Raw genomic sequence first — 22470 nt, forward strand, 5'->3', positions numbered from 1 at the left:
ATCCCCGTTGGGCTGCGAAGCAGCCCTGAAAGTCAGTCACCTCGGTGTGTCAGGTTGTTCGCCTTTAGGCATTTTGGGGCTGCTTCGTAGCCCAGCGGGGATAAATCCCCTCGCCACAGGGTCACCTGCCCGCATCAAACAACTGCGTCAATCTAAGCCATTGCTTTGACGCCATTTTTCTGCTCCAGAATTGAATGGTCATTTGTCCTACACGCCACTAAAGTGGCGTCTGGCCTGTAGCGTAGGACGCCTCCTGTCAGTTTCCTTTCCCATGGTGAGTCAACGATTGACCCATAACGCCATTCAACGTCTTTTGCTGAAACGCTTCGCTTTGGCGGCCGCGACTTACGCGCTGGCATTGGTGTTGTTGTGGCTGGCATTTTTCAGTGGTCATTACCTCGATTCGTTGCGCGGTGTCATCATCGGCAGCGTGTTGGTCGTGCTGTGCCAGGCCGGGTTGTTCGCGCTGTTTATCACCGACCGCAACCTGCGCTTCGCCGACCCCAGCCTGACCGAAATACAAGTGTTGATCGGTCTTGGCTGGCAGACCTGGATGATGGCGCACCTGGACCAGGCTCGAGGCGTGTTCCTGGTGTTCTATGTGCTGATCCTGCTGTTCGGGCTGTTCCACCTGTCGCGCCGGGCCTTTGTGCGCTGCGCGTCGCTGGTATTCATCAGTTTCACTGCGATTACCCTCTGGGACGGGTACTTCTTCAGGCTTCCCGATCCTACCTTGGCCGGGTTGCAGGTGGCCGTGCTGTTTCTCGTGCTGGTGTGGCTGGTGTTTTATGCCCGCTACGTCCAGACCTCACGCCAGCGCATGCGCCAGCGACGGTTTGCCTTGCAGGCGCACCAGGACACCTTGCGCGGGATGATGCGTCAGCTCGAAGACCTGGTGGCCACCGATGAACTGACCGGGCTGTTCAATCGCCGGCACTTCCTGCGCCTGGCTTCCCGCGAACTCAATACCCTCAGGCCTGGCATCGCCCATGGCCTGGCCTTGATCGACCTCGACCATTTCAAGCGCATCAACGACCTGCACGGCCACGCCGCTGGCGACCAGGTGCTCCAGGCGTTTGCCGCAGTCGCCACGGCATGCCTGCGCGAAGGCGATGTGCTGGCCCGCTATGGCGGTGAGGAGTTCGTCATGCTGCTGCCTGCCTGCGATCCCTCGCGCCTGACGGCCTGTTGCGAGCGGCTGCGGCTGGCGTTCACCGAAGTCGAGCTGATCGGTCTGCAGGTCGGTGCCCTCAGCTTGTCGGCGGGCATGACGATGCTGGAAATGGGCGATGACCTGGACAACGCGTTGCAGCGTGCCGACCAGGCCCTGTACCGTGCCAAGCGAGATGGCCGCAATCGTTGTGCCGCCGCCTGGGAGAACGTCGATGCCTGAACTGACAGTCGCCGGTCGGCAATGGACGGTGGCGGCGGGCAGTAACCTGCTGGATGCGTTGAACGGAGCCGGCGTGCCGGTGCCTTACAGTTGTCGTGCCGGTAGCTGCCATGCGTGCCTGGTGCAGTGTGTGGGCGGCGATGTACGCGACAGCCGGCCCGACGCCTTGAGCCCGGCACAGCGGGACCAGGGCTGGCGGCTGGCTTGCCAATGCCAGGTGGTCGAGGATGTGCGGATCCACACCTTCGACCCGCAACGCGATGGCCAGGCCGCCCATGTGGCGGCGGTGGATTGGCTGGGTGGCGAGGTGCTGCGCTTGCGCGTCACCCCTGAGCGGCCGTTGCGGTATCGGGCCGGGCAGCATCTGGTGCTGTGGGCCGGCGACGTAGCCCGGCCGTATTCCCTGGCGAGCCTGCCCGAGGAGGACCGCTTCCTGGAATTCCATCTCGATTGCCGCGAGCCGGGGCAATTCATCGATGCGGCCAGGCAGATGAAGGCCGGCGACTCGATCCGCCTTGGCGAGCTGCGTGGCGGTGCCCTGCATTACGACCCCGACTGGCACGACAGGCCGCTGTGGCTGCTCGCTGCCGGCACCGGCCTGGCTCCGCTGTTCGGTCTTCTGCGCGAAGCCTTGCGTCAGCATCACCAAGGCGCGATTCGCCTTATTCACGTGGCCCATGATGCCGCCGGGCATTACCTGGCCAAACCCCTGGCGGCGCTGGCGGCCAAGCATCAGAACCTCAGTGTCGAGCTGCTGACCGCGGCCGAGGCGCCGCCTGCCTTGGCGCAACTGCGGCTTGTTTCCCGGCAAACCCAAGCCTTACTCTGCGGCCATCCCGACCGGGTCGAGGCCTTCGCCAAACGCTTGTACCTGGCTGGCTTGCCGCGCAATCAACTGCTGGCCGACGTCTTCCTGCCCCGTGGTTGAGCGCTGATTTCCAGACGCGAGACCGACCATGACTGAAACCCTGCTGCTGGACCGTGAACGCGGTCTGCTGACCGTGCGCTTGAACCGCCCGGGCAAGAAAAACGCCCTGACCCGGGCCATGTACAGTCAATTGGCCCAAGCCCTGGCGACGGCCGATACCGACCCGCAGATTCGCGCGGTACTGCTCACCGGCTCCAGCGACTGCTTCACCGCCGGCAACGACATCATCGACTTCCTCGAACAGCCGCCGAACGACCTCGATAACCCGGTGTTCCAGTTCATGCTCAGCCTGCTCGATTGCCGCAAACCGGTGATCGCCGCCGTGGCCGGGCCGGCGGTGGGTATCGGCACTACATTGCTGCTGCATTGCGACCTGGTCTACGTCAGCCGGGACGCGCGGTTGCGCATGCCGTTCGTCAACCTGGGGTTGTGCCCGGAATTCGGCTCCAGCCTGATCCTGCCGCGGCTGCTGGGCCAGGCCAGGGCTGCGCAACTGTTGCTGTTGGGCGAGGGGTTCAGTGGTGAACAGGCGGTCGCGTGGGGCATTGCCACCGAGGCGTTGGACAGTGGCGAGGCGGCATTGGCCAAGGCCCGGGAGGTGGCGTTGCGCTTCGAATCGCTGCCGCCTGACGCGGTGCGCATCAGCAAGCAACTGATGAAAGCGTCGGATCGGGAACAGCTGTGCAAGGTGATTGAAGAAGAGGGCAAGCTGTTCACCCAACGCTTGCGCTCGCCCGAGGCGGTGGCGGCGTTGTCGGGGTTTATCAACAGGCATTGAGTTCTGTAGTGCAGGGGCTGGCCCTATCGCGAGCAGGCTCGCTCCCACAAGGTTTTCCGGGGTGCTTACAAATCCATATCCGCCACCAACCCCTGTGGGAGCGGGCTTGCTCGCGAAAGCGGTGGGTCAGCTTGCATCAATGTTGAATGTACCAGCGCCTTCGCGAGCAAGCCCGCTCCCACAGGGGATCTGCGGTGTGAATGAACCTGCGTCCAACACCCACTGTGGGAGCGAGCCTGCTCGCGATGGGGCCGGTCCAGGCAACCTATTTATCAGAAGGTGAAAACCAAAAAGCCCCGCCATTCACATGGCAGGGCTTTTGTTTTTCAGCGTTTGGTCACTCAGACCATCGGGTCGCCAACATGCAGGATTTTCATCCCGTTGGTGCCACCGATGGTGTGGTAGCTGTCGCCTTTGGTCAGGATCACCCAGTCGCCGGTCTGCACCACGCCACGCTTGACCAGCTCATCCACCGCCGCCTGGCTGACTTCGCCCGGTTGCAGGGCGGCCGGGTCAAACGGCACGGTGTAGACGCCACGGAACATGGCGGCGCGAGCCTGGGTTTCGCGGTGCGGGGAGAACGCGTAGATCGGCACCGAAGAGCGGATGCGCGACATGATCAGCGGCGTGTAGCCACTTTCGGTCAGGGCGATGATCGCCTTTACGCCCGGGAAGTGGTTGGCGGTGTACATCGTCGCCAGGGCAATGCTTTCGTCGCAGCGCTCGAAGGTCTTGCCGATGCGGTGGCTGGAAGTCTTGCTGGTCGGGTGCTTTTCGGCACCGATGCAGATGCGTGCCATGGCTTGCACCGCTTCGAGCGGGTACAGGCCGGCGGCGCTTTCGGCCGAGAGCATCACGGCGTCGGTGTAGTCGAGCACAGCGTTGGCTACGTCGGACACTTCGGCGCGGGTCGGCATCGGGTTCTGGATCATCGACTCCATCATCTGGGTCGCGACGATCACCGCTTTATTGTGGCGGCGTGCGTGCAGAATGATCTTCTTCTGGATGCCCACCAGCTCGGCATCGCCGATTTCCACGCCCAGGTCGCCACGGGCCACCATCACGGCGTCGGAGGCCTTGATCAGGCCATCGAGGGTTTCATCGTCGGCCACCGCTTCGGCGCGTTCGATCTTGGCCACCAGCCAGGCAGTACCGCCAGCTTCGTCGCGCAGTTGACGGGCGTATTCCATATCAGCGGCGTCACGCGGGAAGGACACGGCCAGGTAGTCGACTTCCATTTCCGCAGCCAGCTTGATGTCGGCCTTGTCTTTGTCGGTCAAGGCTGGTGCCGTCAGGCCACCACCGCGACGGTTGATGCCTTTGTGGTCCGACAGCGGGCCGCCGATGGTCACGATGCAGTTCAGTTCGGTGGCGGTGGCGGTTTCGACGCGCATCACCACGCGACCGTCATCGAGCAGCAACTCGTCGCCCACGCCGCAGTCCTTGACCAGGTCCGGGTAATCGATACCCACCACTTGCTGGTTGCCCTCGGTCAGCGGATGGCTGGTGGAGAAGGTGAACTTGTCACCGATCTTCAGCTCGATGCGCTTGTTGGCGAATTTGGCGATACGGATCTTCGGGCCTTGCAGGTCACCCAGCAGGGCAACGAAGCGGCCGTGCTTGGCGGCGAGGTCGCGCACCAGCTTGGCACGGGCCTTGTGCTCGTCGGGGGTGCCGTGGGAGAAATTCAGACGGGCAACGTCCAGGCCAGCCAGAATCAGCTGTTCGAGAACTTCCGGCGAATTACTGGCCGGGCCAAGGGTAGCGACGATTTTGGTGCGACGGACGGACATGCAAGACTCCTCAAGTTCAAGCGCCAGCGAAGGCTACTATGCTCTTTGGGTGTAGTCATTGTTCATATGCACTACTTTTTCGTTTGTTTTTCGAAATGAACATTCCTGAAAATTTTTGCGCTTATATGGTTTTCACATTTCCCCTGTGGCGAGGGGATTTATCCCCGCTGGGCTGCGAAGCGGCCCCAAGAAAGGCAGATGCACATTAACCTGACACACCTAGGTGACAGACTTTGGGTCTGCTTCGCAGCCCAGCGGGGATAAATCCCCTCGCCACAAGTGCAGTTTCCCGCGCCATTTTCAGGCTGAAGATTTTTCCAACCAGGTCGATACAGAGCTCAAGACAGGAGAACCTCCCATGCGATTCGTGCTTTTTGTTGCCCTGGCCCTGAGCGTCACGGGCTGCACCCGTTGGTCGATGAACCATCACATGAACCTGGCCTACAAGGCCTATGAGCGCGGCAATTGCGAGCAGGTCATGCTCGAGCTGTCCCAGGTCGACCGCGCCAGCCGTGCCCGCCGCTATATGCAGCCGGAAGTCTCGATGCTGCGTGGCCAGTGCCTGGAGCGGCAGAAGCTGTTCGTCGATGCGGCGCAGACCTACCAGTTCATCATCACGCAATACCCTAACAGCGAATACGCCTTCCGTGCCCGGGCCCGGCTCGAGACCCTGCAGAGCCTGGGCCATTATCCGACCCGCAGCGCATCGGCGATCCGCCCGACGGCGTCCTGACAGCCCTCCCAAGCCATGGCCGGGGGCGATCCCTGGCCACCAGAGCAACGTATATTTTGTTTATGAAAGGTTTGCGGATGTACTGGCCGCCACACAGCCTTGAGCTATATTTGTACAAATCGTCATTAGAGCTGGGTCTCTAACTTCAAGCGGCACCTGTGACCGGCAGCAGTAGGGCCAAGACGCTTGTAAGCGTCTGGCACCGGGATCGGGGAGAGCGAGCTGGCGTTTGCTCGTTCCGAAGTATTCGGTTGCCCCTGTTTGGGGTCGTCCAAAAAGCGATACAAGACATGTACAAAAAACGGCGAATCGAGCGGCAGCAGCTGCCGTATTTTTTGAGAGTGTTTAATGAAGTCAACGGCAAGCCCATCGGTTTTCTGGGCAATGTTTCTGCAGATGGTCTGATGCTGATCAGCCATTTGCCGTTGATGGTCGGCGCGGACTTTGACTTGCACCTGAAAATCCCCGCCGATGAGGGACCGCAGCAGAACATTGTGCTCCGAGCCAATTGCCTGTGGTGCCGTGAAGATGTGACGCCGCAGCATTTCGACGCCGGTTTCAGCCTGCAGTCTGCACCGCCGGAGTACGCGCAACTGGTCAGTGCGTTGCGGCAGTATTTCAGTTTTCATTCGTTGCCGGCATCGGCCTGAGCCCCGACGCCTTTTAGTGGGGATACCACCCTGTGGGAGCGAGCCTGCTCGCGATGGCGATTTCAAGTGCGCCATCGCGAGCAGGCTCGCTCCCACAGGTGTTTCACAGTTTCTAAATATTATTCAGTTGCCAGTGCCGGTGCGGTTCTCAGCGCTGAATCTTCGCTTCGTTATCCAGCAGCCGCTCCAGCAACAACACCCCCATCTCGCCCATCTGGTGAATCGCCAGGGCCAGGTTGCGCGGGGCGCCTTCGAGGTCTTCCGATAAATCCAGGATCAGCGTGCTCACCGAGCAGAAGGTTTCGTAGCTGTGGGCAAGCATGCCTTCGGGGTCGGCGTCGGGGGCGACGATGAAGTAGTCCAGTTGTTTGTCGGTTTTCTTGTCGGGTTGGCCGTGGTTGGGCTTGAGGTAGTAGTCCAGGGCTCTTCGTGCCGCTTCGTCGAGCTTTTCGGGATCGAGGGTTCGTGGGGGGATAGCGGGTCGGTGTGTGGTGGGTTGGGTGTGGCTTTGAACATGGTGATATTCCCTTAAGTGATGCCTTGACCACTCCGCGACTAAACGGAGGGGTGGCGGCTGTACGCAGGTTAGTCGACCGGGGGATCATCACCAAAAACCGGCGCGCCGAAGCGCCCTGCGCACAGCCACCATCAAGAGCAGGGATAGGGAACCTGACTGATGAAAGCGCAATGCATCTTGGTGACATACCCCTGGGCGACTAAACCCGATCGCTGGATATCAGCGATGCGAATCAAGTTACGGGGCAGAACCAAGGCGCACAAGCCGGCGGATTCTGGCGGATCTGTAGTCCGTTGCGCAAGGCGTTGTAGTCACTCGGAGATTTCCCACATCAAAAGCTGCCACTTGTCGGTACTGTCAGGTTTAACAGGTGTTCGAGCCGATAGCCCTGACGTTTACTGCACCTGAGAGTTCTTTTGATGGCGTCGCCAACCGGAACGCCCTTTAGAACGGAGGTGTTAGTCATGGCTAATACTGTGGTGATACGCGCAACCCGCGCAGGCTATGGTTATTGGGCAGACCTTGAAGTGGAGTACAGGTGGACTGGTAACCGATTTTATGTGGATACAAAACGGTATCGGGCAGCCAAAAACGATCGCACATCCGGCAATCTGAAAGTAGGGCTTGTTTCAGGGGCTGGAAATACCGGGTGGATGGCGTTAATTAGTAACGGTAATCAAAATGGTGAGTGGCACGCTTTCGTCAGGAACCTGTCTGTGGAGGGAGATGGTCGCTCTGGAACGATATATTTCAATTGGATATACGACAGGCCTAAGGAAGACGATGTCAATATGACGGGGGAAGTAAACGTTTCCGCGTAATCCCATCAGGATTAACGACGAATTCGAAAGGAGCGTAGCCGAAGTGGCGCCACAAGAGATTAGGGATGGACTTGTGACCACCCCAATCCACTGTGGGAGCGAGCCTGCTCGCGATGGCGATTTCAAGTGTGCCTTCGCGAGCAGGCTCGCTCCCACAGGTTCTGCATTAGCTTCTAGATATTATTCAGTCGCCTATGCTTGCGCAGCCTTCAGCGCTGAACCCTCGCTTCGTTATCCAGCATCTTCTCCAGCAACAACACTCCCATCTCGCCCATCTGGTGAATCGCCAGCGCCAGGTTGCGCGGGGCGCCTTCCAGGCCTTCGGATAAATCCAGGATAAGCGTGCTCACCGAGCAGAAGGTTTCGTAGGTATGCGCGAGCATGCCTTCGGGGTCAGCGTTGGGCGCGACGATGAAGTAGTCCGGTTGTTTGTAAGGTTTTTTGTCGGGTTGGCCGTGGTTGGGCTTGAGGTAGTAGTCCAGGGCTCTTTGGGCGGCTTCGTCGAGCTTTTCGGAGTCGAGGGTTTCGTGGGGGGATAGCGGGTCGGTGTGGGGCGGGTTAGGTGTAGCTTTGAACATGATTAGGTCTCCTTAATGGGCCACCAACCGGTTCGCGACTAAACGAATGTAGGGTGGCGGCTGGACGCAGGTTAGTCGACCGGCGGAGACACGAAATCCGGCGCGCCCGAGGGCGCCCTGCGTACAGCCACCATCAAGTAAGGGATAGGGAAACCCCACTGGATGACGCTTGTGCACATCGTGTCGAACCGCCGGGCGACTAAACCCGATCACTGGATATCAGCGACGCGAATCAAGTTACGGGGCAGAACCAAGGCGCACAAGCCGGCGGATTCTGGCGGATCTGTAGTCCGTTGCGCAAGGCGCTGTAGTTAACCGGACCTTTGCTTACTCGCTGTAGGACCTAGGCGGTCCCGGCCTTTTTCCAGGCCAGGTATTGGGTCACCAGGTCCGCGCCTAACTCACTGGGGCGCGAGTCCAGGGCCGGGACGCCGTGGGCGGCCAACTGCTTGTGCAGTTCGGCCCGGGCGTTCAAATAGTCCACCGTCCCGCAGTAGGCCAAGGCCTCGGGCACGGTTTGCACGGGTTCCTGGCGCAAGCGGTCGAGGGCCTCTTCCCGCAGGCTGGCCACCAGCACCCGATGCTGTTGGCCCAGACGTTTCACCGCGGCGAGCAGGTCCGCATCGTCCTCATCCCGCAGGTTGGTCACCAGCACCACCAGCGCCCGGCGTTTTTGCCGGGCCAGCAGTTGGGTCACGGCCGCCTGGTAATCGGCGGGGCGTTGGCTGCTGTCGAGGTCGTACACGGTGTTGAGCAGGACGTTGAGTTGGCCCGTGCCTTTGACCGGGGCGAGGTAGCGGGTTTGCTCGCTGGCGAAAGTGCTCAGGCCCACGGCATCGCCCTGGCGCAGTGCGGTGTAGCTGAGCAGCAGGCAGGCGTTGAGGGCGTGGTCGAAGTGCGACAACTCGCCGTCCTGACTGCGCATGCGCCGACCGCAATCGAGCATGAAGATGATCTGCTGGTCGCGTTCGTCTTCGTATTCCCGGGCAATCGGCGTGCGATGGCGGGCGGTGGCCTTCCAGTCGATCTGGCGCAGGCTGTCGCCCTCGCGAAATTCGCGCAGTTGATGAAATTCCTGCCCTTGGCCGCGCCGTTGCCGCTGGCGGATGCCGAGCTGGCTGAGCCAGTTGTCCACCGCCAATAGCTGGCCTTCGTAGAGCCTGGCGAAATCCGGGTACACCCGAGTCTCATCGACCACGTCCAGCCGGCGCTTGCCGGTCCACAGGCCCAATGGGCTCGGCAGGTTGGTTTCGCACTGGGCGAAGGTGAAGTGGCCGCGCTTGAGCGGGCGCACGCGGTAGCCGACCTGGCTGTGCTGGCCGGGTTGAAGCTCGACCGACAGCGGCAGGTTTTCGAAGTCCAGGCCCTGGGGGATGTGGTCGAACATTTCGATGCTCAAGGGCTGGGCGAATTCATGCTGGATTTGCAGGTGCACTTCGCTCCAGCGCCCCAGGGCCAGGCTTCCCGGCATCTGCCGTTGCACCCGGGGCGAGGGCAAGCGCCTGAGGCGCGCCGCGTCGAGTATGGCCAGGACCAACAGGGCCAGCAGCAAGCCCCAGTTGATCGACAGTAACGTCGATGGCACCGCGATGCCCAATGCCCGCAGTGCGCCGAGCGCGATACTCACGGCCAGCAACAGGGCGAGCCAGGTCAGTAGCAGGCGTGAGGGTTTCATCGCAACATTCCCTTTGGAGGAAATGCAGAGCGAGCTTTTGTGCAGAGGGGACTCATGTGGGAGCAAAGCTTGCTCGCGAAACAGGCACCTCGATTTCTGCGAGACCGCGTCGCTTCCATCGCGGGCAAGCCTTGCTCCCACATAAATCCCCTTATCATGCTGGTGTTATTCACAACCGCGGCGCCGGCACTTGATCGAGCAGTTGCCCCAGCACCTGGTCCACCGTCAGCCCTTCGATGTCCAGCTCCGGCGCCAGTCGCACCCGATGGCGCAGCACGGCCAGGGCGCAGCCCTTGATGTCATCCGGCACCACGAACTCGCCGCCGCGCAACAACGCCCGTGCCCGGGCGCAACGCACCAGGGCAATCGAGGCACGCGGGCCGGCGCCGAGGGTCAAGCCCGGCCAACTGCGGGTGGTGCGGGCCAGGCGCACGGCGTAGTCGAGCACTTGATCGTCCATTGGCAGATCGCTGGCGATGCGTTGCAGCGCTTGCACGTCCTTGGCTTGCAACACCGTGCGCAACGGCTGCACGTCGAGCATGTCGGCGCGGGTCGAGCGACTGACCTGGCGCACCATGTCCAGCTCCTGGTCGGCGTCGGGGTAGTCCATGCGCACCTTGAGCATGAAGCGGTCGAGCTCGGCTTCCGGCAGCGGGTAGGTGCCTTCCTGTTCGATGGGGTTCTGGGTGGCGAGGACCATGAACGGCTGGCTGATGGGCAGGGCCCGGCCTTCGAGGGTGACCTGGCGTTCCTGCATGGCTTCGAGCAGCGCGGCCTGGGTCTTGGCCGGTGCGCGGTTGATCTCGTCGGCCAGCAGCAGGTTGGTGAACACCGGGCCTTTGCGCAGCTTGAACTGCTCGGTCTGCAAGTCGTACACCGCATGCCCGGTGACGTCGCTGGGCATCAGGTCGGGGGTGAACTGGATGCGCGCGAACTCGCCGTTGAAACAGCGAGCCAGGGCCCGCACCAGCAAGGTCTTGCCCAACCCGGGAACACCTTCGAGCAGCACGTGCCCGCCGGCGATCAGTGCTGTGAGCACATCGTCGATCACGCTGGCCTGACCGACCACCGCCTTGCCCAGCTCGGTGCGGATGGCCTGGGCCAACTGACTGGCGCGCTGGCGCTGTTGGGCGGCATGGGCCTGGGCGTCGACAGGTTCGTTCTGTTCAGTCATAAGGCATTCCTGAGAGTTTGCAAATGGGCGACCTGGCGGCAGAACTCTGCGCTGGACATACGCTGTTTCGGTCGTGGGCTCAACGCCTGGCTGATGGCTCGGGTGGGTTGCCGGGTCAGGCGGGCGAGGACCTGCCATTGTTCGGCGACGGCCAGTTGTTCGAAGCCTGGATGAAGGTAGCGCGCCCGGCGCAGCAGGTCTTGTTGCAAGGCGTGCAACAAGTGTTGCTGGCCGTTGTGGCGAAGGTGGAAACCGGCGCTGGCCTGCACGTGTTCTTCCAGCTGTCGCCGCGCCTTGGGGGCCGGTTGTTGCAGTGGGCCATGACGCACCGCCGAACGCCAGAACCACAGGGCAATCAAGGCGAGTAGCGCCACCAGCGCCTGGGGAAAGTAGCGCAGCAGCAGGGTCAGCAGGTTGTCATGGTCGGTGTTGTACAGCAGCGTGACGTCGGTGTCGGCACTCAAATACCAGAGCAACCAGGCGTTGTCGTACTGCTCGATGTTCTCGTTCTTCCACAGCTCGGCGTCGGTAATCACGGTGATCGAGCCCAGGCCGAGGTTCAGTTGCATCATGTGGGTCGACAGCGCGCTGTTGGCCCAGGCCTGGGCCAGGTTATGCGGGTCTTCGAGGTGAAAGTCGGTGTCGAAGCCGACATACGCCGGCGCCTCTTCGTCCTCCAGGTAGAGCTTGGTCAGCTCGGGATAACGGTCCTTGATCAGTTCGGGCGCCGGCTCCTTGAGGTCCTTGCTCAACAGTTGATGCAGGCGCACGCGGTCGAGCAGCAAGTCGCCGCTGCTACCGGTGGTCTCGTCCCACAAGGCTTCGGCAACGAAGAGCAAGCGCCCGCCGGCCCGGGTCCAGTTCATCAACTGTTCGACCTCCCGTGGCGTCATGTGGGTTCGCTCGCCCAGCAATAGCAGGCTGTGCTGGCGAGGCTCCAGGGTGGGCAGTACGTTCAGGTTGTTGGCGTGCTCGACGTTGATACCCTGCTGGCGCAGGAAAAGCTCGGCGGCCAGGTAAGGATTGGCCTGGGCTTGCGGGGAGGGGCCGTGCTCGATGGTTTCCTCGTAGGGGACGGCCTTGGCGTAGAGATAGAAGGCCAATGCGCCCACCAGCGCGGCGAGCACGGCGCCGATCAGCCAGCCTGCGTGCCGACTCATCGGGCCGCTCCCGGACCGAACAGTCCGCGCCAGCCGTCACACAGTTCCTGTTGCAGGTGTGCCGGCGGAGGGCGATGCCCGTAGGCAATGTTCTGCCAATGCAAGGTCAGGTTTTTGCTGAAGCCCAGCAGGTTTTCCTGCTTGAGCTGTTCGACGCGTTGCAGCACCTGGCCTTCGGTGTCGGCCGGTTTCAGGGGGATCTTGAAGTCGTGATGCAATCGGCTGAGCAGCGCCCGGTACAGCAGGCCCAGGGCTTCACGGGGCTCTGTGGCCCACAGTTGTTCGACGCTGGCGGCCACGTCGGCGGGCAGGCTCTCTTCGCGAATATCCAGGCCGAACATGCGCGCAGGTGTTGCTCGTTCCGTTGGCGGGCGCTTCGTCGGTCGGCGATTGGCCAGGGTCTTGAATCTTTCACGGTAACGCCAGGCCAGCCAGGCGATCGCCCCCACCAGGCAAGCCCACAGCACCACCTGGATCAGTGCCGCGGTGATGTCGAAGCGTTGGCTGCCGAGCCATTTGAACAGGGCCTTGAGCCAGCTCGGTTTGGCCTCGTTCTCGTTCTCGGTCTCTGGGGATTCGGCGGTTTCTTCGCCGAAACGATAGCGGGTGACGGTCTCGGGGTTCTTGAACGGCGGGGCGTCGAGGATCGCCTTGATGCCGTCCCGGGAGGCTTCGCTGGTGAGGGGCTGGTTGAGTAGTCGTGGGCTGTCGGGGCCGCTGCTGTCCTCGGCGGCAAACGCCGGGGGCGCCAGCGGCAGCAGCATGAGCGCCAGCAGCATCAACACCGTGGCCACGCCGTTCAGGCGCTGACGCAGGCGCCGGAACACCAGCTCGATGTCCCACGCTTCGAGGATCGTGCGTCGGTTCAGGTAGAGGCTGAAGCCGCAGGCGACATACACCGGCTCCCACAGGATCAGCAGCAGCGGGTAGAGGAAGTTGACCAGGTGTTCGAACCACAACCAGTCCCGCTCCGCCGCCGACACCAACATCTCCCAATCCCATTGCAGTTCGACTTGTTGCGGCACGAACAGATAGAACAAGGCCATCAGGCCGAACCACAAGGCGGTTTCCAGATGCGCGCCGATGATGGTCAACCATTGCGCCGCGCCGCGGTTGCGTTGCAGCAATACCCGCAAGCGCTGCGTCCGCGCTTCGCCGGAAAGCCCCTCGAGTTGCACCACCGGCATCAGGAAGCTGCGGCTCAGGCTCAGCCTGCGCCAGGTCAGGCTGGCCAGCAACTGGGGCTTGAGCAGCGCCGGCCACTGGAGCAAGGCCTGCCTCAAGGTGGGGGTTTCGCCGAACAGCGCCTTGGACAGGATGTACAGCGGCAGACGCTCAAAGGCCGGCTTCAACCACCAGAACAGCATCACCACCAGCGACGGTGAATCCCACAGCAGCAGGGATAACAACAGGTACACCGGCAGCGTGATGATCGCCCAACTGGTCATCAGCAGACGTCGATGCTGCTGGCTCATCAGCACGCCCAGGTCCATGGCTTCCCAGGTGGTGCGGGGGCGGATAACGACGGTGGCGTCACTCAGGCGCATGGCGCACCCGTCCGGCAAACGACAGATAACTGATCACCAACAGCCACAACAAGGCGCCCACCGTATATTTGGTGGCGGGCGTCACGGCGCTGGAAGACCAGTAGGCCTCGATGAACGCGGCAATCAGCAGGAACAGCATCACGCCGCCGATCATCAGCACGCTTTTGCCCGCGGCGAGCCGCAAGGCCTCGCCCCGGGTCAGGCGCCCCGGCGCGATCAAGGCCCAGCCCAATTGCAGGCCCGCGGCTCCGGCCAGGGCGATGGCGGTGAGTTCGAAGGCGCCGTGGCCGATCACGAACGACCAGAACGTTCCCCCGGAGCCGATCTGGGTCAGGTGCCCGGCCACCGCGCCGATGGTCAGCCCATTGAAAAACAGGAAGAACGCGCTGCCCAGCCCAAACATCAAGCCACTGGCAAAGGTCTGAAAGGCAATGCCGATGTTGTGCATGATGTAGTAGCCGAACATGACCCAGTCCTCGCTGGCGGCCCGTTCGACCGAGCGACCCAGGTGCCCGGAGGCCGGGTCATACATGCTGCGGATCTGGCTGATTTCGTCGGCGCCGAGCACGCTGTAGACCAGTTCCGGGAACAGATAGACCAGTAGCCCGATGCCGACCAGGCTGCCCAGGAACATCAGGCTGGCAGCCAGCACGAATCGCCATTGTTCACGCACCAGGCGGGGGAAACCAACCAGGATAAAGGCCGAGAGACTGGCCGATGGCCGGCTGCGATCCCGGTAGAGTTGCTGGTGACCGCGCAGCGCCAGTTGTTGCAGCGTGTCGACCAGCAAGCTGCTGTAACCCCGGGCCTGGGCCAGTGCCAAATGATGGCAAAGCCGTCGGTAGGTGGCAGGGAAGTCGCTGCTCTGGGGCACACTGCGGCTGCGCTCCAGTTGGTCGAGTTGCCGGGACAGCTGCGCCCATTCCCCTTGGTAACGGCTTTCGAACAGGCTTTGCTTCATGTTGGCCCCAACAAGCCGCGGGCGACGCCATTGAGTTCGGCGACGGCGTGCGGCACCTGGACGTTCAGTGGCGCGGCCAGGATGGCCGCCAGTTCGTTGACCCGCGCCTGGGACAGTTCTGCCTGGCGTTCGGCGAAGCCCAGCACTGCGCGTTGTTCCTGCAGGCTCAGGGTGAAAGGCGTTCGTATCGGGGCCGCCATTGGCAATGCGGGGCGTTTGACCGGCTGCTCGCGATACACCACCAGCGTGCCGGCCGCGAGGTCGCCCAGGCGCTTGAATGCCGGGTGTTGCAGGCAACTGATGGCGCCGAAGGTGTAGCCGAAGGGCAGCATGTCGACGAAACGCAGGAGGTTGCGGATCAACGACGCCGACCAACCGATGGGCCGGCCGTCGTCCTGTACCACGCGCAGGCCCATGATCTGTTTGCCGGGAGAGCGCCCCTGGTTGAGCACCTCGAACAGCACCATGTACCACCAACTGACGACAAACAGCAGGATCGATCCCAGGCCGATCCCCAGCTCGCCGAAAAACGCCAGCACCAGGAAGAACAGCCCCAGGACCAACCCGCGTATGCCCAGGTCGATGGCGAAGGCGATTGCACGCGGCATCAATCCCGCCGGGCGCAGCGGCAGGTCGATGCCTTCGGGCGTTTCAACCTGATAGCGCGTGTCCAGGGGCGCGGGCAGCGTCGCGTTCCTTTGCAGTGCTGGTGTCTCGAGCATGGGCAACCTGTGATGGGCCAGACCGAATGTTCAATCTCGGCCCAGATGCTAGCAGTCTTCGTGCGGGCAAACGATACAACTGTGTATGTCATTTCATGGTTAGCAACGGAATTGAGAGGGCGAGCACTGTCTGTTCCTGACCTACCGCCATCGCGAGCAGGCTCGCTCCCATAGGGGGGCGGTGGGCAGTGCATTCGAGGGCGCCATAGATCAACTGTGGGAGCGAGCCTGCTCGCGATGACGGCGTTACATTCAACATCAATACAAGCTGACCCACCGCCATCGCGAGCAGGCTCGCCCCCACAAGGGGGGTGGTGGCCCCGCGCATTGGCATTCAAAAGTTACAGGACTGCTGGTCGCCGGCGGGTTCGAACGCCTAGACTTCGCCAGTCTTCAGTTCAGGAACAGCCCGTGACTTCCATTTTCTGGTACGACTACGAAACCACCGGCATCAACCCGCGTTGTGACCGGCCCTTGCAGGTGGCGGGTATCCGAACCGATTTCGAGCTCAATGAAATCGACGAGCCGGTGAATCTGTATTGCCGGCCCAGCGATGACATCCTGCCCCATCCGGCAGCCTGTGCGATTACCGGTATCACCCCGGCATGCCTGGTCGAGAAAGGCTTGAGCGAAGCCGATTTCATGACCCGTGTCCACGGACAACTGGCAGCGCCCGGCACCTGTGGCGCCGGCTACAACACCCTGCGCTTCGACGATGAAATGACCCGCTACAGCCTCTATCGGAATTTCTTCGACCCGTACGCGCGGGAATGGCAGGGCGGCAACAGTCGTTGGGACCTGATCGATGTGGTGCGCGCCGCTTATGCGCTGCGCCCCGATGGCATTGTCTGGCCGCAAGAGGATGGTCGCGTTACCCTCAAGCTCGAGCGCCTGACCGCCGCCAATGGCATCGATCATGGCCAGGCCCACGACGCGTTGTCGGACGTGCGCGCGACCATCGCCCTGGCGCGCCTGATCCGGCAGAAGCAGCCCAGGCTCTACGATTGGTTGTTCCAGTTGCGCAGTAAACAGAAGGTGATGGACCAGATCCGCCTGTTGCAGCCCATGGTGCATATTTCCGGTCGCTTCTCGGCGGCGCGCAACTACATCGGTGTGGTCTTGCCGCTGGCCTGGCATCCGAAAAACCGCAACGCCCTGATTGTCTGTGACCTGCACCTGGACCCCCAGGGCCTGCTGGACCTCGATGCCGAAAGCCTGCGCCAGCGCTTGTATACCCGCCGGGAAGCATTGCTCGAAGGAGAGTTGCCGGTGCCGCTCAAGCTTATCCACATCAACAAGTGTCCGGTGATCGCGCCGTTGTCGGTGCTGCGTGCCGAGGACCAGCAGCGATTGGAACTGGACATGGAGGGCTATCAGCAGCGGGCATTGCGGCTAACTGACGCACAGAAAGTTTGGCAGGATAAACTTCAGGCTATTTATGCTCGCGAGGATTTCAGCGCCAGCGAGGATCCCGAGCAACAGTTATACGCAGGCTTCTTGGGCGATCGTGATCGGCGTTTATGTGAGCAAGTGCGCATGGCTGATCCGGCGCAATTGGCTCAAGAACGCTGGCCGTTCGATGATGCGCGTTTGCCGGAACTATTGTTCCGATATCGCGCACGCAACTTTCCGGATACGTTGAGTCCTGAAGAGCAGGGGCGTTGGAGACTTTTCTGCCAACAACGTCTGTCATCCCCGGAATGGGGCGCGCCTAATACCTTGGAAAGTTTTGATGAAGCGATGGCAGAGTGGATGACGCTGTCTACGCCAATGCAGCGAGAAGTACTCGCGGAGTGGCAGGGCTATAGCCAGCAATTGCGCAAACGTTTAAGCCTTGAGCCGCGATGAAGTAAAAAGATGGCAGGCATAAAAAACGCCAGCAATCGCTGGCGTTTTTTGTTCGCAAAGAACGGTGCGAAGCGCTAAGGCTTAGCCCAGCAGGGTTGCCCAGCCTTCAACCACGTCACCGCCCCACTTGGCTTTCCACTCTTTCAGAGTCTTGTGGTTGCCACCTTTGGTTTCGATGACTTCACCGTTGTGCGGGTTCTTGTATTGCTTAACTTTGCGAGCGCGTTTGGTGCCGGTAGTTTTGACGGCGCCACGTGGTGCTTTGCTCGACTTGGCTTCTGGATCCAGCAGGGCAATGATGTCGCGCAGCGACTTGGAGTATTCGCCCATCAGAGTGCGCAGTTTGCCTTCGAATTCAAGCTCGGTTTGCAGTTTGTCGTCTTGGGACAGATTTTTCAGGCGAGCTTGCAGTTCTTTGATGGCTTCTTCTGTGGCGCGGTATTCATTGATCAAGGACATGTGGACTACCTTATGTAGGACGCGGGTGACAAGGAGACAGTGCGGCAATAGTAATCAGACAGTTTCATCAAGTAAACATTTAACCGGTGTTTTATTTAATTAATTAGTGCTGTGCCACAAAAATGCCTGTTGCAGTTAAATACCGCGACAGATGCCTTCACATCTGTTCACACATATAGCCTGCTTGCCCAGACCGCGCAGGTCGTGGCCCGGGGCCGTCGCTGAGAAGGTGGCGTGTCATCGATACTGCAGTTTTGCCGCGCAATGGCTAGAATGGCCGCCTTTGCGAAGTTCTGGAGTTTCCCTAATGCGCACTTTTCGTCTGGTGATTGCTTGCCCGGACCGCGTCGGTATCGTTGCTAAAGTCAGTAACTTTCTGGCGTCCCATAACGGCTGGATCACCGAAGCGAGCCATCACTCGGACAATCAAAGTGGTTGGTTTTTCATGCGTCACGAGATTCGTGCCGACTCGCTGCCCTTCGGTATCGAAGCCTTTCGTGAAGCGTTCGCCCCCATTGCCGAAGAGTTCTCGATGGACTGGCGTATCACCGACACCGCGCAGAAAAAACGCGTGGTGTTGATGGCCAGCCGTGAGTCTCACTGCCTGGCCGACCTGCTGCACCGCTGGCACAGCGATGAGCTCGATTGCGACATCGCCTGTGTGATTTCCAACCATGACGACTTGCGCAGCATGGTGGAATGGCACGGTATCCCGTACTACCACGTACCGGTCAACCCGCAGGACAAGCAGCCGGCGTTTGCCGAGGTTTCGCGGCTGGTCAAGCAGCACGATGCCGAGGTGGTGGTGCTGGCGCGCTACATGCAAATCCTGCCGCCAGCCTTATGCAGCGAATATGCCCATAAGGTCATTAACATCCACCACAGCTTCCTGCCGTCATTCGTCGGTGCCAAGCCGTACCACCAGGCGTCGATGCGCGGTGTGAAGCTGATTGGCGCCACCTGCCACTACGTGACCGAAGAGCTGGATGCCGGCCCGATCATCGAGCAGGATGTAGTGCGCGTCAGCCACAGCGACAGCATCGAAGACATGGTGCGTTTCGGCCGTGACGTAGAGAAGATGGTGTTGGCCCGTGGCCTGCGTTATCACCTGGAAGACCGGGTGTTGGTGCACGGCAACAAGACCGTGGTCTTCTGACTACACTGCAAAGGGCCTGGACGAGCGATCGCCAGGCCTTTTTACTGAAGAACAACGATGTCCGTGGCGAGGGAGCTTGCTCCCGCTGGGCTGCGAAGCAGACCAAAAAATTCAACACCGTGCATCGGGAAAGTAGAGTAGGCAGGTTTTACGACTGCTGCGCAGCCGAGCGGGAGCAAGCTCCCTCGCCACGGTGATTTTCATGCCACCTCAAGGGAGGAACGCGCCATGACCGATCCATTGGACAAAGCCACTTCCAACGCGCCGGCGACCCTGGGCGAGGGCTGCCTCAGCCGCTACGACCCCGACGCGTTGGGCCCGGAGGACGGCACTGAGTTTCCCGATGCCGCGCAATTGTGGGAGCAGTTGCATCCCCAGGACGATTCTGAACAGAAACCTTGATCTGTCAGGCTTGCCTGAGCCGGATCAGTTTCTTGATCAACGGCCGCCCGACCATCAGGAAGAACACCGGCCCACCGGCCACCAGATAAAAGTAATAGGTCACCGCCCGCCAGATCAGAATCGCCGCCGCCGCGGTGGATTTGCCCACCATGGGCGCCAGCAGCGCCGCCGAGGTCAACTCCGCCGCTCCGGCACCGCCCGGCAATAGGCTGAACTGCCCCGCGCTCAAGGACAGCATCTGGATCAGGAAACACCAGGCCCATTGCAAATCCGCCCCCAGCCCCCTCAATGCCAGGTACAACACGCTGTAGCGCAACGCCCAGTGCAGGCAGGTCAGGCCGAAGACCTGGAACAGTGTCTGTCGTGGCAACTTCAAGGTGTCGGTGAACGCCGCCAGAAAGCTCAGGATCTTGCGTGCCCAGCGTCGGCGGGTGAGGGGCTTCACACGCAAGTGACGCAGCAATCGAGCGCCCAGCAGAATCAGCTTGCGGTGATAACGGGCCACCAGTACGCAGCCGAACAGCCCGCCGAACAATGAAATCGCGCTCAACACCAGCATCCATTCCATGCGCTGGCTGAGGTTCTGGAACAGCGCGTAAAACAGAATGCCCACCAGGGCGCAGAGGAAGAACAGCAAGTCGCTCAACTGATCCATGGCAAACACCGCGCTGCCATGGGCCGGGCGCACGCCGTTGCGCGCCAGCAGGGCCATCAGCGTCAGCGGGCCGCCACTGCCTCCGGGCGTCGCGCACATGGCGAACTCGGTGGACATCACCACGCCGACGCTTTTCAGTCCGCTGATGCGACCACGATGTTCGCCTAGCAACAGGCGCAAGCGCACGGAGTTCAAGCCCCAGCACAGCACGATCATGCCGAGCATGGCCAGCAGCAGCGACAAGGGAAAACGCTGCACCCGCGACCACATTTCCCCGCCGCCCACCAGCAGCGGAACCAGCAGCGCCGTGAGCAGCGCGGCGCCCAGCCAGATCAGCCGTTTCATGCGGCGCTGCGGGCCCGCAGCCCCTGGGTCGCCAGCCAGTCGAGTTTGGTCATCGGCACGCGGCCGTCGTTGAGCAGGCGTTCGAGGGTGCGCAGCCAATAGTCCCGGGAAAACGTGTGGCGCATGTCCACCGGGTGCAGGCCCAGGCGAATTACCGGTGCCTGGCGCCAGCGTTGTTCACGCTGGTCGCTGATGACTTTCGACAGGCCTCGGCGCCAGGCGCTGCGGGCACTCCAGACCAGCCCCGGCGCGTCGATGGCGGTGAAATCGGGCAAGCGATAAAGGTGTTGGGTGTCGCTGGTGTAGCTCAGCGGTAACTGACGTAAGGCCTGGCGCGTACCTTCGCTCATCAGCCAGGCCGGGGCGACGAAACCTTCCAGCGGCCAGTGGTAGCGCTCGAAGGTTTGGATACCGGCGCGCAGGCGGGCGAGGGCCTGCGCCTCGGACAGATGGTAGAACTCCCCCTCATGGGTATAGACCCGGCGCATGAACCAGTCCTTGGGATGAAGGGCGACAGGGCCGTCGTCGCAATGGTAGTAGCCATGCAACACCAGTTCGTCGCCGCGCTCTACCCGGCTGTCGAGCAGGCGCCGAAAGCCGGGGTGAGCCTCCAGGTCATTGGTGCGGTGAAAGTCCGGCACCACCAGCCAGGTCATTGGCACTTGGCCGAGGGCATCAACGGCCTCGACGAAGGGCTGGTAGTCGGGCCAGGTTTGCGGTGCTACGTCGTGCAGCACCAATAGCACGCTGGGCGGTTGATTCATCGACACGGACCTCGCCTCAACCATTGGCCAGCAGCGGCATCTGTTCGCCGAGCACGGCGTAGTAATGCCCCAGCAAGCTGTTGACCACGGAGTCCCAGGCGTAACGGCGCTCCACATGCTGACGCGCCAGAACCCCACGGCGTTGGCAACCTTCGGAGAAAAGCTGCCGCACGGCGTTGGCCATGGCCTGCGGGTTGTTGGGCGTGCACAGCAGCCCGCAGTCTTCATGGACGATTTCGGTGAAGGCCCCGGCCGCCACCGCCACCACGGGAATACCGCTGGCCATGGCTTCGAGGATCACCAGGCCGAAGGTCTCCTGGTCGCCAGCGTGCAACAGGGCGTCGGCGCTGGCCATGAGCCGGGCGACTTGCGGCGCCGGGCAGAACTCATCGATTACCGTGACGTTGTCCGGCACCACGGCGGGCATCGACGAGCCCACCAACAACAGGTGATAGCGTTCGCCCAGGCGCTTCATGCACTTGAGCAGCACCGGCAGGTTTTTTTCCTTGGAGCCACGACCGGCGAAAATCAGCAGGCGCGTGTCTTCGGCGATACCCAGCTCAGCCCGCAGCTCCGGGTCGCGGGCGGCCGGGTTGAAGGTCTGCAGGTCGACGCCCAGCGGTTGCACGTAGACGTTCTTGACCCCCAACCCGGTCAGTTTGTCGGCCATGACCTGGCTGGGTGCCAGGACCCGGTCGAAATTGCCGTACAACTTGCTGACATAGGCTTCGATGTTGGGGGTGAACCAGTTGCCCATGCGATTGCTCACCAACAGTGGCAGGTCGGAGTGATAAAAGCCGATAACGGGCACGTCGAGCTGACGCCGTGCGTCCAGGGCCGCCCATGCGGTGAGGTAGGGGTCGCCGACTTCAATCAGATCCGGCTGCAGATCACGCAGGACATTGCGCCAGGGGGCCAGGCGAAGTGGGAAACGATAGCCCTTGCCGAAAGGCAGGGCGGGGGCCGGAACCTTGTAGATCCCATCGTGCTCGCTCAAATGCGCGCCGGGGATCAGCAGGCTGTGGCGAATCCCGGGCCGATCGCCCAGGCGTCGGTGCTTGGCATCCAGATAAGTGCGCACGCCTCCGCTGGCGGGGGCGTAGAACATGGTGATGTCCGCTATGTGCACGATGAACGTCCCTCCGGTCTGTGTTCTCCTGTGTTGACCTTTAGTAAGAATAGATGTTCGGTTGGGGTTGTGGTGACGTAGTGGCTATGCCAATGAATATGTGGCGAGGGAGCTTGCTCCCGCTGGAGTGCGAAGCGCTCCCAAGATTTTGGGGCCGCTTCGCAGCCCAGCGGGAGCAAGCTCCCTCGCCACATGAGTGCGGTCAAATGCGGTTTTTATTTCCAGTGCCAGGGCCTTGATGCGCCAGGCATGCTTTTATATAAGCGTGCAAAATGGCGTCAT

The 22470-nt window shown here is 61.6% G+C and carries 22 protein-coding genes; 9 read left to right on the top strand and 13 right to left on the bottom strand.

Annotation, left to right across the window (positions count from 1 at the left end; translation table 11 throughout):
• Window positions 1-286 precede the first annotated feature (286 nt).
• The 3 genes from DTP52_RS13280 to DTP52_RS13290 are packed head-to-tail and all read left to right on the top strand — an operon-like array spanning window position 287 to window position 3099.
• The gene (locus DTP52_RS13280) at window positions 287-1393 is read left to right on the top strand and encodes a diguanylate cyclase (RefSeq protein ID WP_109754016.1); all 1107 of its coding nucleotides are present in this window, start codon (window positions 287-289) and stop codon (window positions 1391-1393) included.
• Window positions 1386-2321, top strand: a complete 936-nt coding sequence (locus DTP52_RS13285; RefSeq protein WP_109753776.1) for an iron-sulfur-binding ferredoxin reductase — start codon at window positions 1386-1388, stop codon at window positions 2319-2321. Before DTP52_RS13280 ends, DTP52_RS13285 begins: the two co-directional genes overlap by 8 nt.
• A gap of 28 nt (window positions 2322-2349) precedes the next feature.
• Complete coding sequence (locus DTP52_RS13290) at window positions 2350-3099, top strand: enoyl-CoA hydratase (protein ID WP_109753777.1); 750 nt, start codon at window positions 2350-2352, stop codon at window positions 3097-3099.
• Between the two features lie 341 nt (window positions 3100-3440).
• Here the strand turns inward: DTP52_RS13290 and pyk are convergent, their stop codons facing one another.
• Window positions 3441-4892, bottom strand: a complete 1452-nt coding sequence (gene pyk / locus DTP52_RS13295; protein ID WP_109753778.1) for a pyruvate kinase — start codon at window positions 4890-4892, stop codon at window positions 3441-3443.
• Between the two features lie 358 nt (window positions 4893-5250).
• Here pyk and DTP52_RS13300 point away from each other — a divergent pair, with 358 nt between their 5' ends.
• Window positions 5251-5625: a tol-pal system YbgF family protein gene (locus DTP52_RS13300; RefSeq protein ID WP_109753779.1), complete on the top strand. Its 375-nt coding sequence runs from the start codon at window positions 5251-5253 to the stop codon at window positions 5623-5625.
• Window positions 5626-5915: 290 nt separating this feature from the next.
• Entirely contained in the window at window positions 5916-6275 is a 360-nt protein-coding gene (locus DTP52_RS13305; RefSeq protein WP_109753780.1) for a PilZ domain-containing protein, read from the top strand.
• 148 nt (window positions 6276-6423) lie between these two features.
• Here DTP52_RS13305 and DTP52_RS31625 read toward each other — a convergent pair whose 3' ends face one another.
• On the bottom strand, window positions 6424-6597 hold the full coding sequence (locus tag DTP52_RS31625; RefSeq protein ID WP_249411818.1) for a DUF6124 family protein: 174 nt from the start codon (window positions 6595-6597) through the stop codon (window positions 6424-6426).
• 659 nt (window positions 6598-7256) lie between these two features.
• Between DTP52_RS31625 and DTP52_RS31050 the strand changes: the two genes are divergently transcribed.
• The gene (locus DTP52_RS31050) at window positions 7257-7613 is read left to right on the top strand and encodes a hypothetical protein (protein WP_146206856.1); all 357 of its coding nucleotides are present in this window, start codon (window positions 7257-7259) and stop codon (window positions 7611-7613) included.
• 209 nt (window positions 7614-7822) lie between these two features.
• On the opposite strand, the gene DTP52_RS13315 is transcribed toward DTP52_RS31050, so the two are convergent.
• From DTP52_RS13315 to DTP52_RS13345, 7 genes are all read right to left on the bottom strand, one after another.
• Window positions 7823-8191, bottom strand: coding sequence for a DUF6124 family protein (locus DTP52_RS13315; RefSeq protein ID WP_109753781.1), 369 nt, complete (start codon window positions 8189-8191; stop codon window positions 7823-7825).
• Window positions 8192-8534: 343 nt separating this feature from the next.
• Window positions 8535-9866, bottom strand: coding sequence for a DUF58 domain-containing protein (locus tag DTP52_RS13320; RefSeq protein WP_109753782.1), 1332 nt, complete (start codon window positions 9864-9866; stop codon window positions 8535-8537).
• A 169-nt stretch (window positions 9867-10035) separates the two neighbouring features.
• Window positions 10036-11040, bottom strand: a complete 1005-nt coding sequence (locus tag DTP52_RS13325) for a MoxR family ATPase (RefSeq protein ID WP_109753783.1) — start codon at window positions 11038-11040, stop codon at window positions 10036-10038.
• Window positions 11037-12200 carry a DUF4350 domain-containing protein gene (locus DTP52_RS13330; RefSeq protein WP_109753784.1) on the bottom strand — a complete coding sequence of 388 codons (1164 nt, stop codon included), beginning with the start codon at window positions 12198-12200 and terminating at the stop codon, window positions 11037-11039. Before DTP52_RS13330 ends, DTP52_RS13325 begins: the two co-directional genes overlap by 4 nt.
• Window positions 12197-13747: a DUF4129 domain-containing protein gene (locus DTP52_RS13335; RefSeq protein ID WP_109753785.1), complete on the bottom strand. Its 1551-nt coding sequence runs from the start codon at window positions 13745-13747 to the stop codon at window positions 12197-12199. Before DTP52_RS13335 ends, DTP52_RS13330 begins: the two co-directional genes overlap by 4 nt.
• Complete coding sequence (locus DTP52_RS13340; protein ID WP_109753786.1) at window positions 13734-14708, bottom strand: stage II sporulation protein M; 975 nt, start codon at window positions 14706-14708, stop codon at window positions 13734-13736. The genes DTP52_RS13335 and DTP52_RS13340 overlap by 14 nt, the downstream gene beginning before the upstream one ends.
• A complete protein-coding gene (locus DTP52_RS13345) occupies window positions 14705-15430 on the bottom strand; it encodes an RDD family protein (RefSeq protein WP_109753787.1) in 726 nt (241 codons plus the stop codon). Before DTP52_RS13345 ends, DTP52_RS13340 begins: the two co-directional genes overlap by 4 nt.
• Before the next feature lie 411 nt (window positions 15431-15841).
• Between DTP52_RS13345 and sbcB the strand changes: the two genes are divergently transcribed.
• Window positions 15842-17278, top strand: coding sequence for an exodeoxyribonuclease I (sbcB, locus tag DTP52_RS13355; protein ID WP_109753789.1), 1437 nt, complete (start codon window positions 15842-15844; stop codon window positions 17276-17278).
• An 81-nt stretch (window positions 17279-17359) separates the two neighbouring features.
• Here sbcB and mvaT read toward each other — a convergent pair whose 3' ends face one another.
• Entirely contained in the window at window positions 17360-17737 is a 378-nt protein-coding gene (gene mvaT, locus DTP52_RS13360) for a histone-like nucleoid-structuring protein MvaT (protein WP_003205091.1), read from the bottom strand.
• 307 nt (window positions 17738-18044) lie between these two features.
• Between mvaT and purU the strand changes: the two genes are divergently transcribed.
• Window positions 18045-18893, top strand: a complete 849-nt coding sequence (purU, locus tag DTP52_RS13365; protein WP_003178545.1) for a formyltetrahydrofolate deformylase — start codon at window positions 18045-18047, stop codon at window positions 18891-18893.
• A 228-nt stretch (window positions 18894-19121) separates the two neighbouring features.
• A complete protein-coding gene (locus DTP52_RS31185; protein ID WP_178082484.1) occupies window positions 19122-19295 on the top strand; it encodes a hypothetical protein in 174 nt (57 codons plus the stop codon).
• 4 nt (window positions 19296-19299) lie between these two features.
• On the opposite strand, the gene DTP52_RS13370 is transcribed toward DTP52_RS31185, so the two are convergent.
• Genes DTP52_RS13370 through DTP52_RS13380 form a run of 3 tightly spaced genes read right to left on the bottom strand, consistent with a single transcriptional unit; the run spans window position 19300 to window position 22167 of the window.
• Window positions 19300-20295: a lysylphosphatidylglycerol synthase transmembrane domain-containing protein gene (locus DTP52_RS13370; protein WP_109753790.1), complete on the bottom strand. Its 996-nt coding sequence runs from the start codon at window positions 20293-20295 to the stop codon at window positions 19300-19302.
• Window positions 20292-21059 (bottom strand): DUF2334 domain-containing protein, encoded by a 768-nt coding sequence (locus tag DTP52_RS13375; protein ID WP_109753791.1) that lies wholly within the window; start codon window positions 21057-21059, stop codon window positions 20292-20294. Before DTP52_RS13375 ends, DTP52_RS13370 begins: the two co-directional genes overlap by 4 nt.
• Window positions 21060-21075: 16 nt before the next feature.
• Window positions 21076-22167, bottom strand: coding sequence for a glycosyltransferase family 1 protein (locus tag DTP52_RS13380; RefSeq protein WP_109753792.1), 1092 nt, complete (start codon window positions 22165-22167; stop codon window positions 21076-21078).
• Window positions 22168-22470 lie beyond the last annotated feature (303 nt).

The organism is Pseudomonas sp. 43mfcvi1.1 (assembly GCF_900115935.1).
In the GTDB taxonomy this organism is placed as follows: Bacteria; Pseudomonadota; Gammaproteobacteria; order Pseudomonadales; family Pseudomonadaceae; genus Aquipseudomonas; species Aquipseudomonas bijieensis.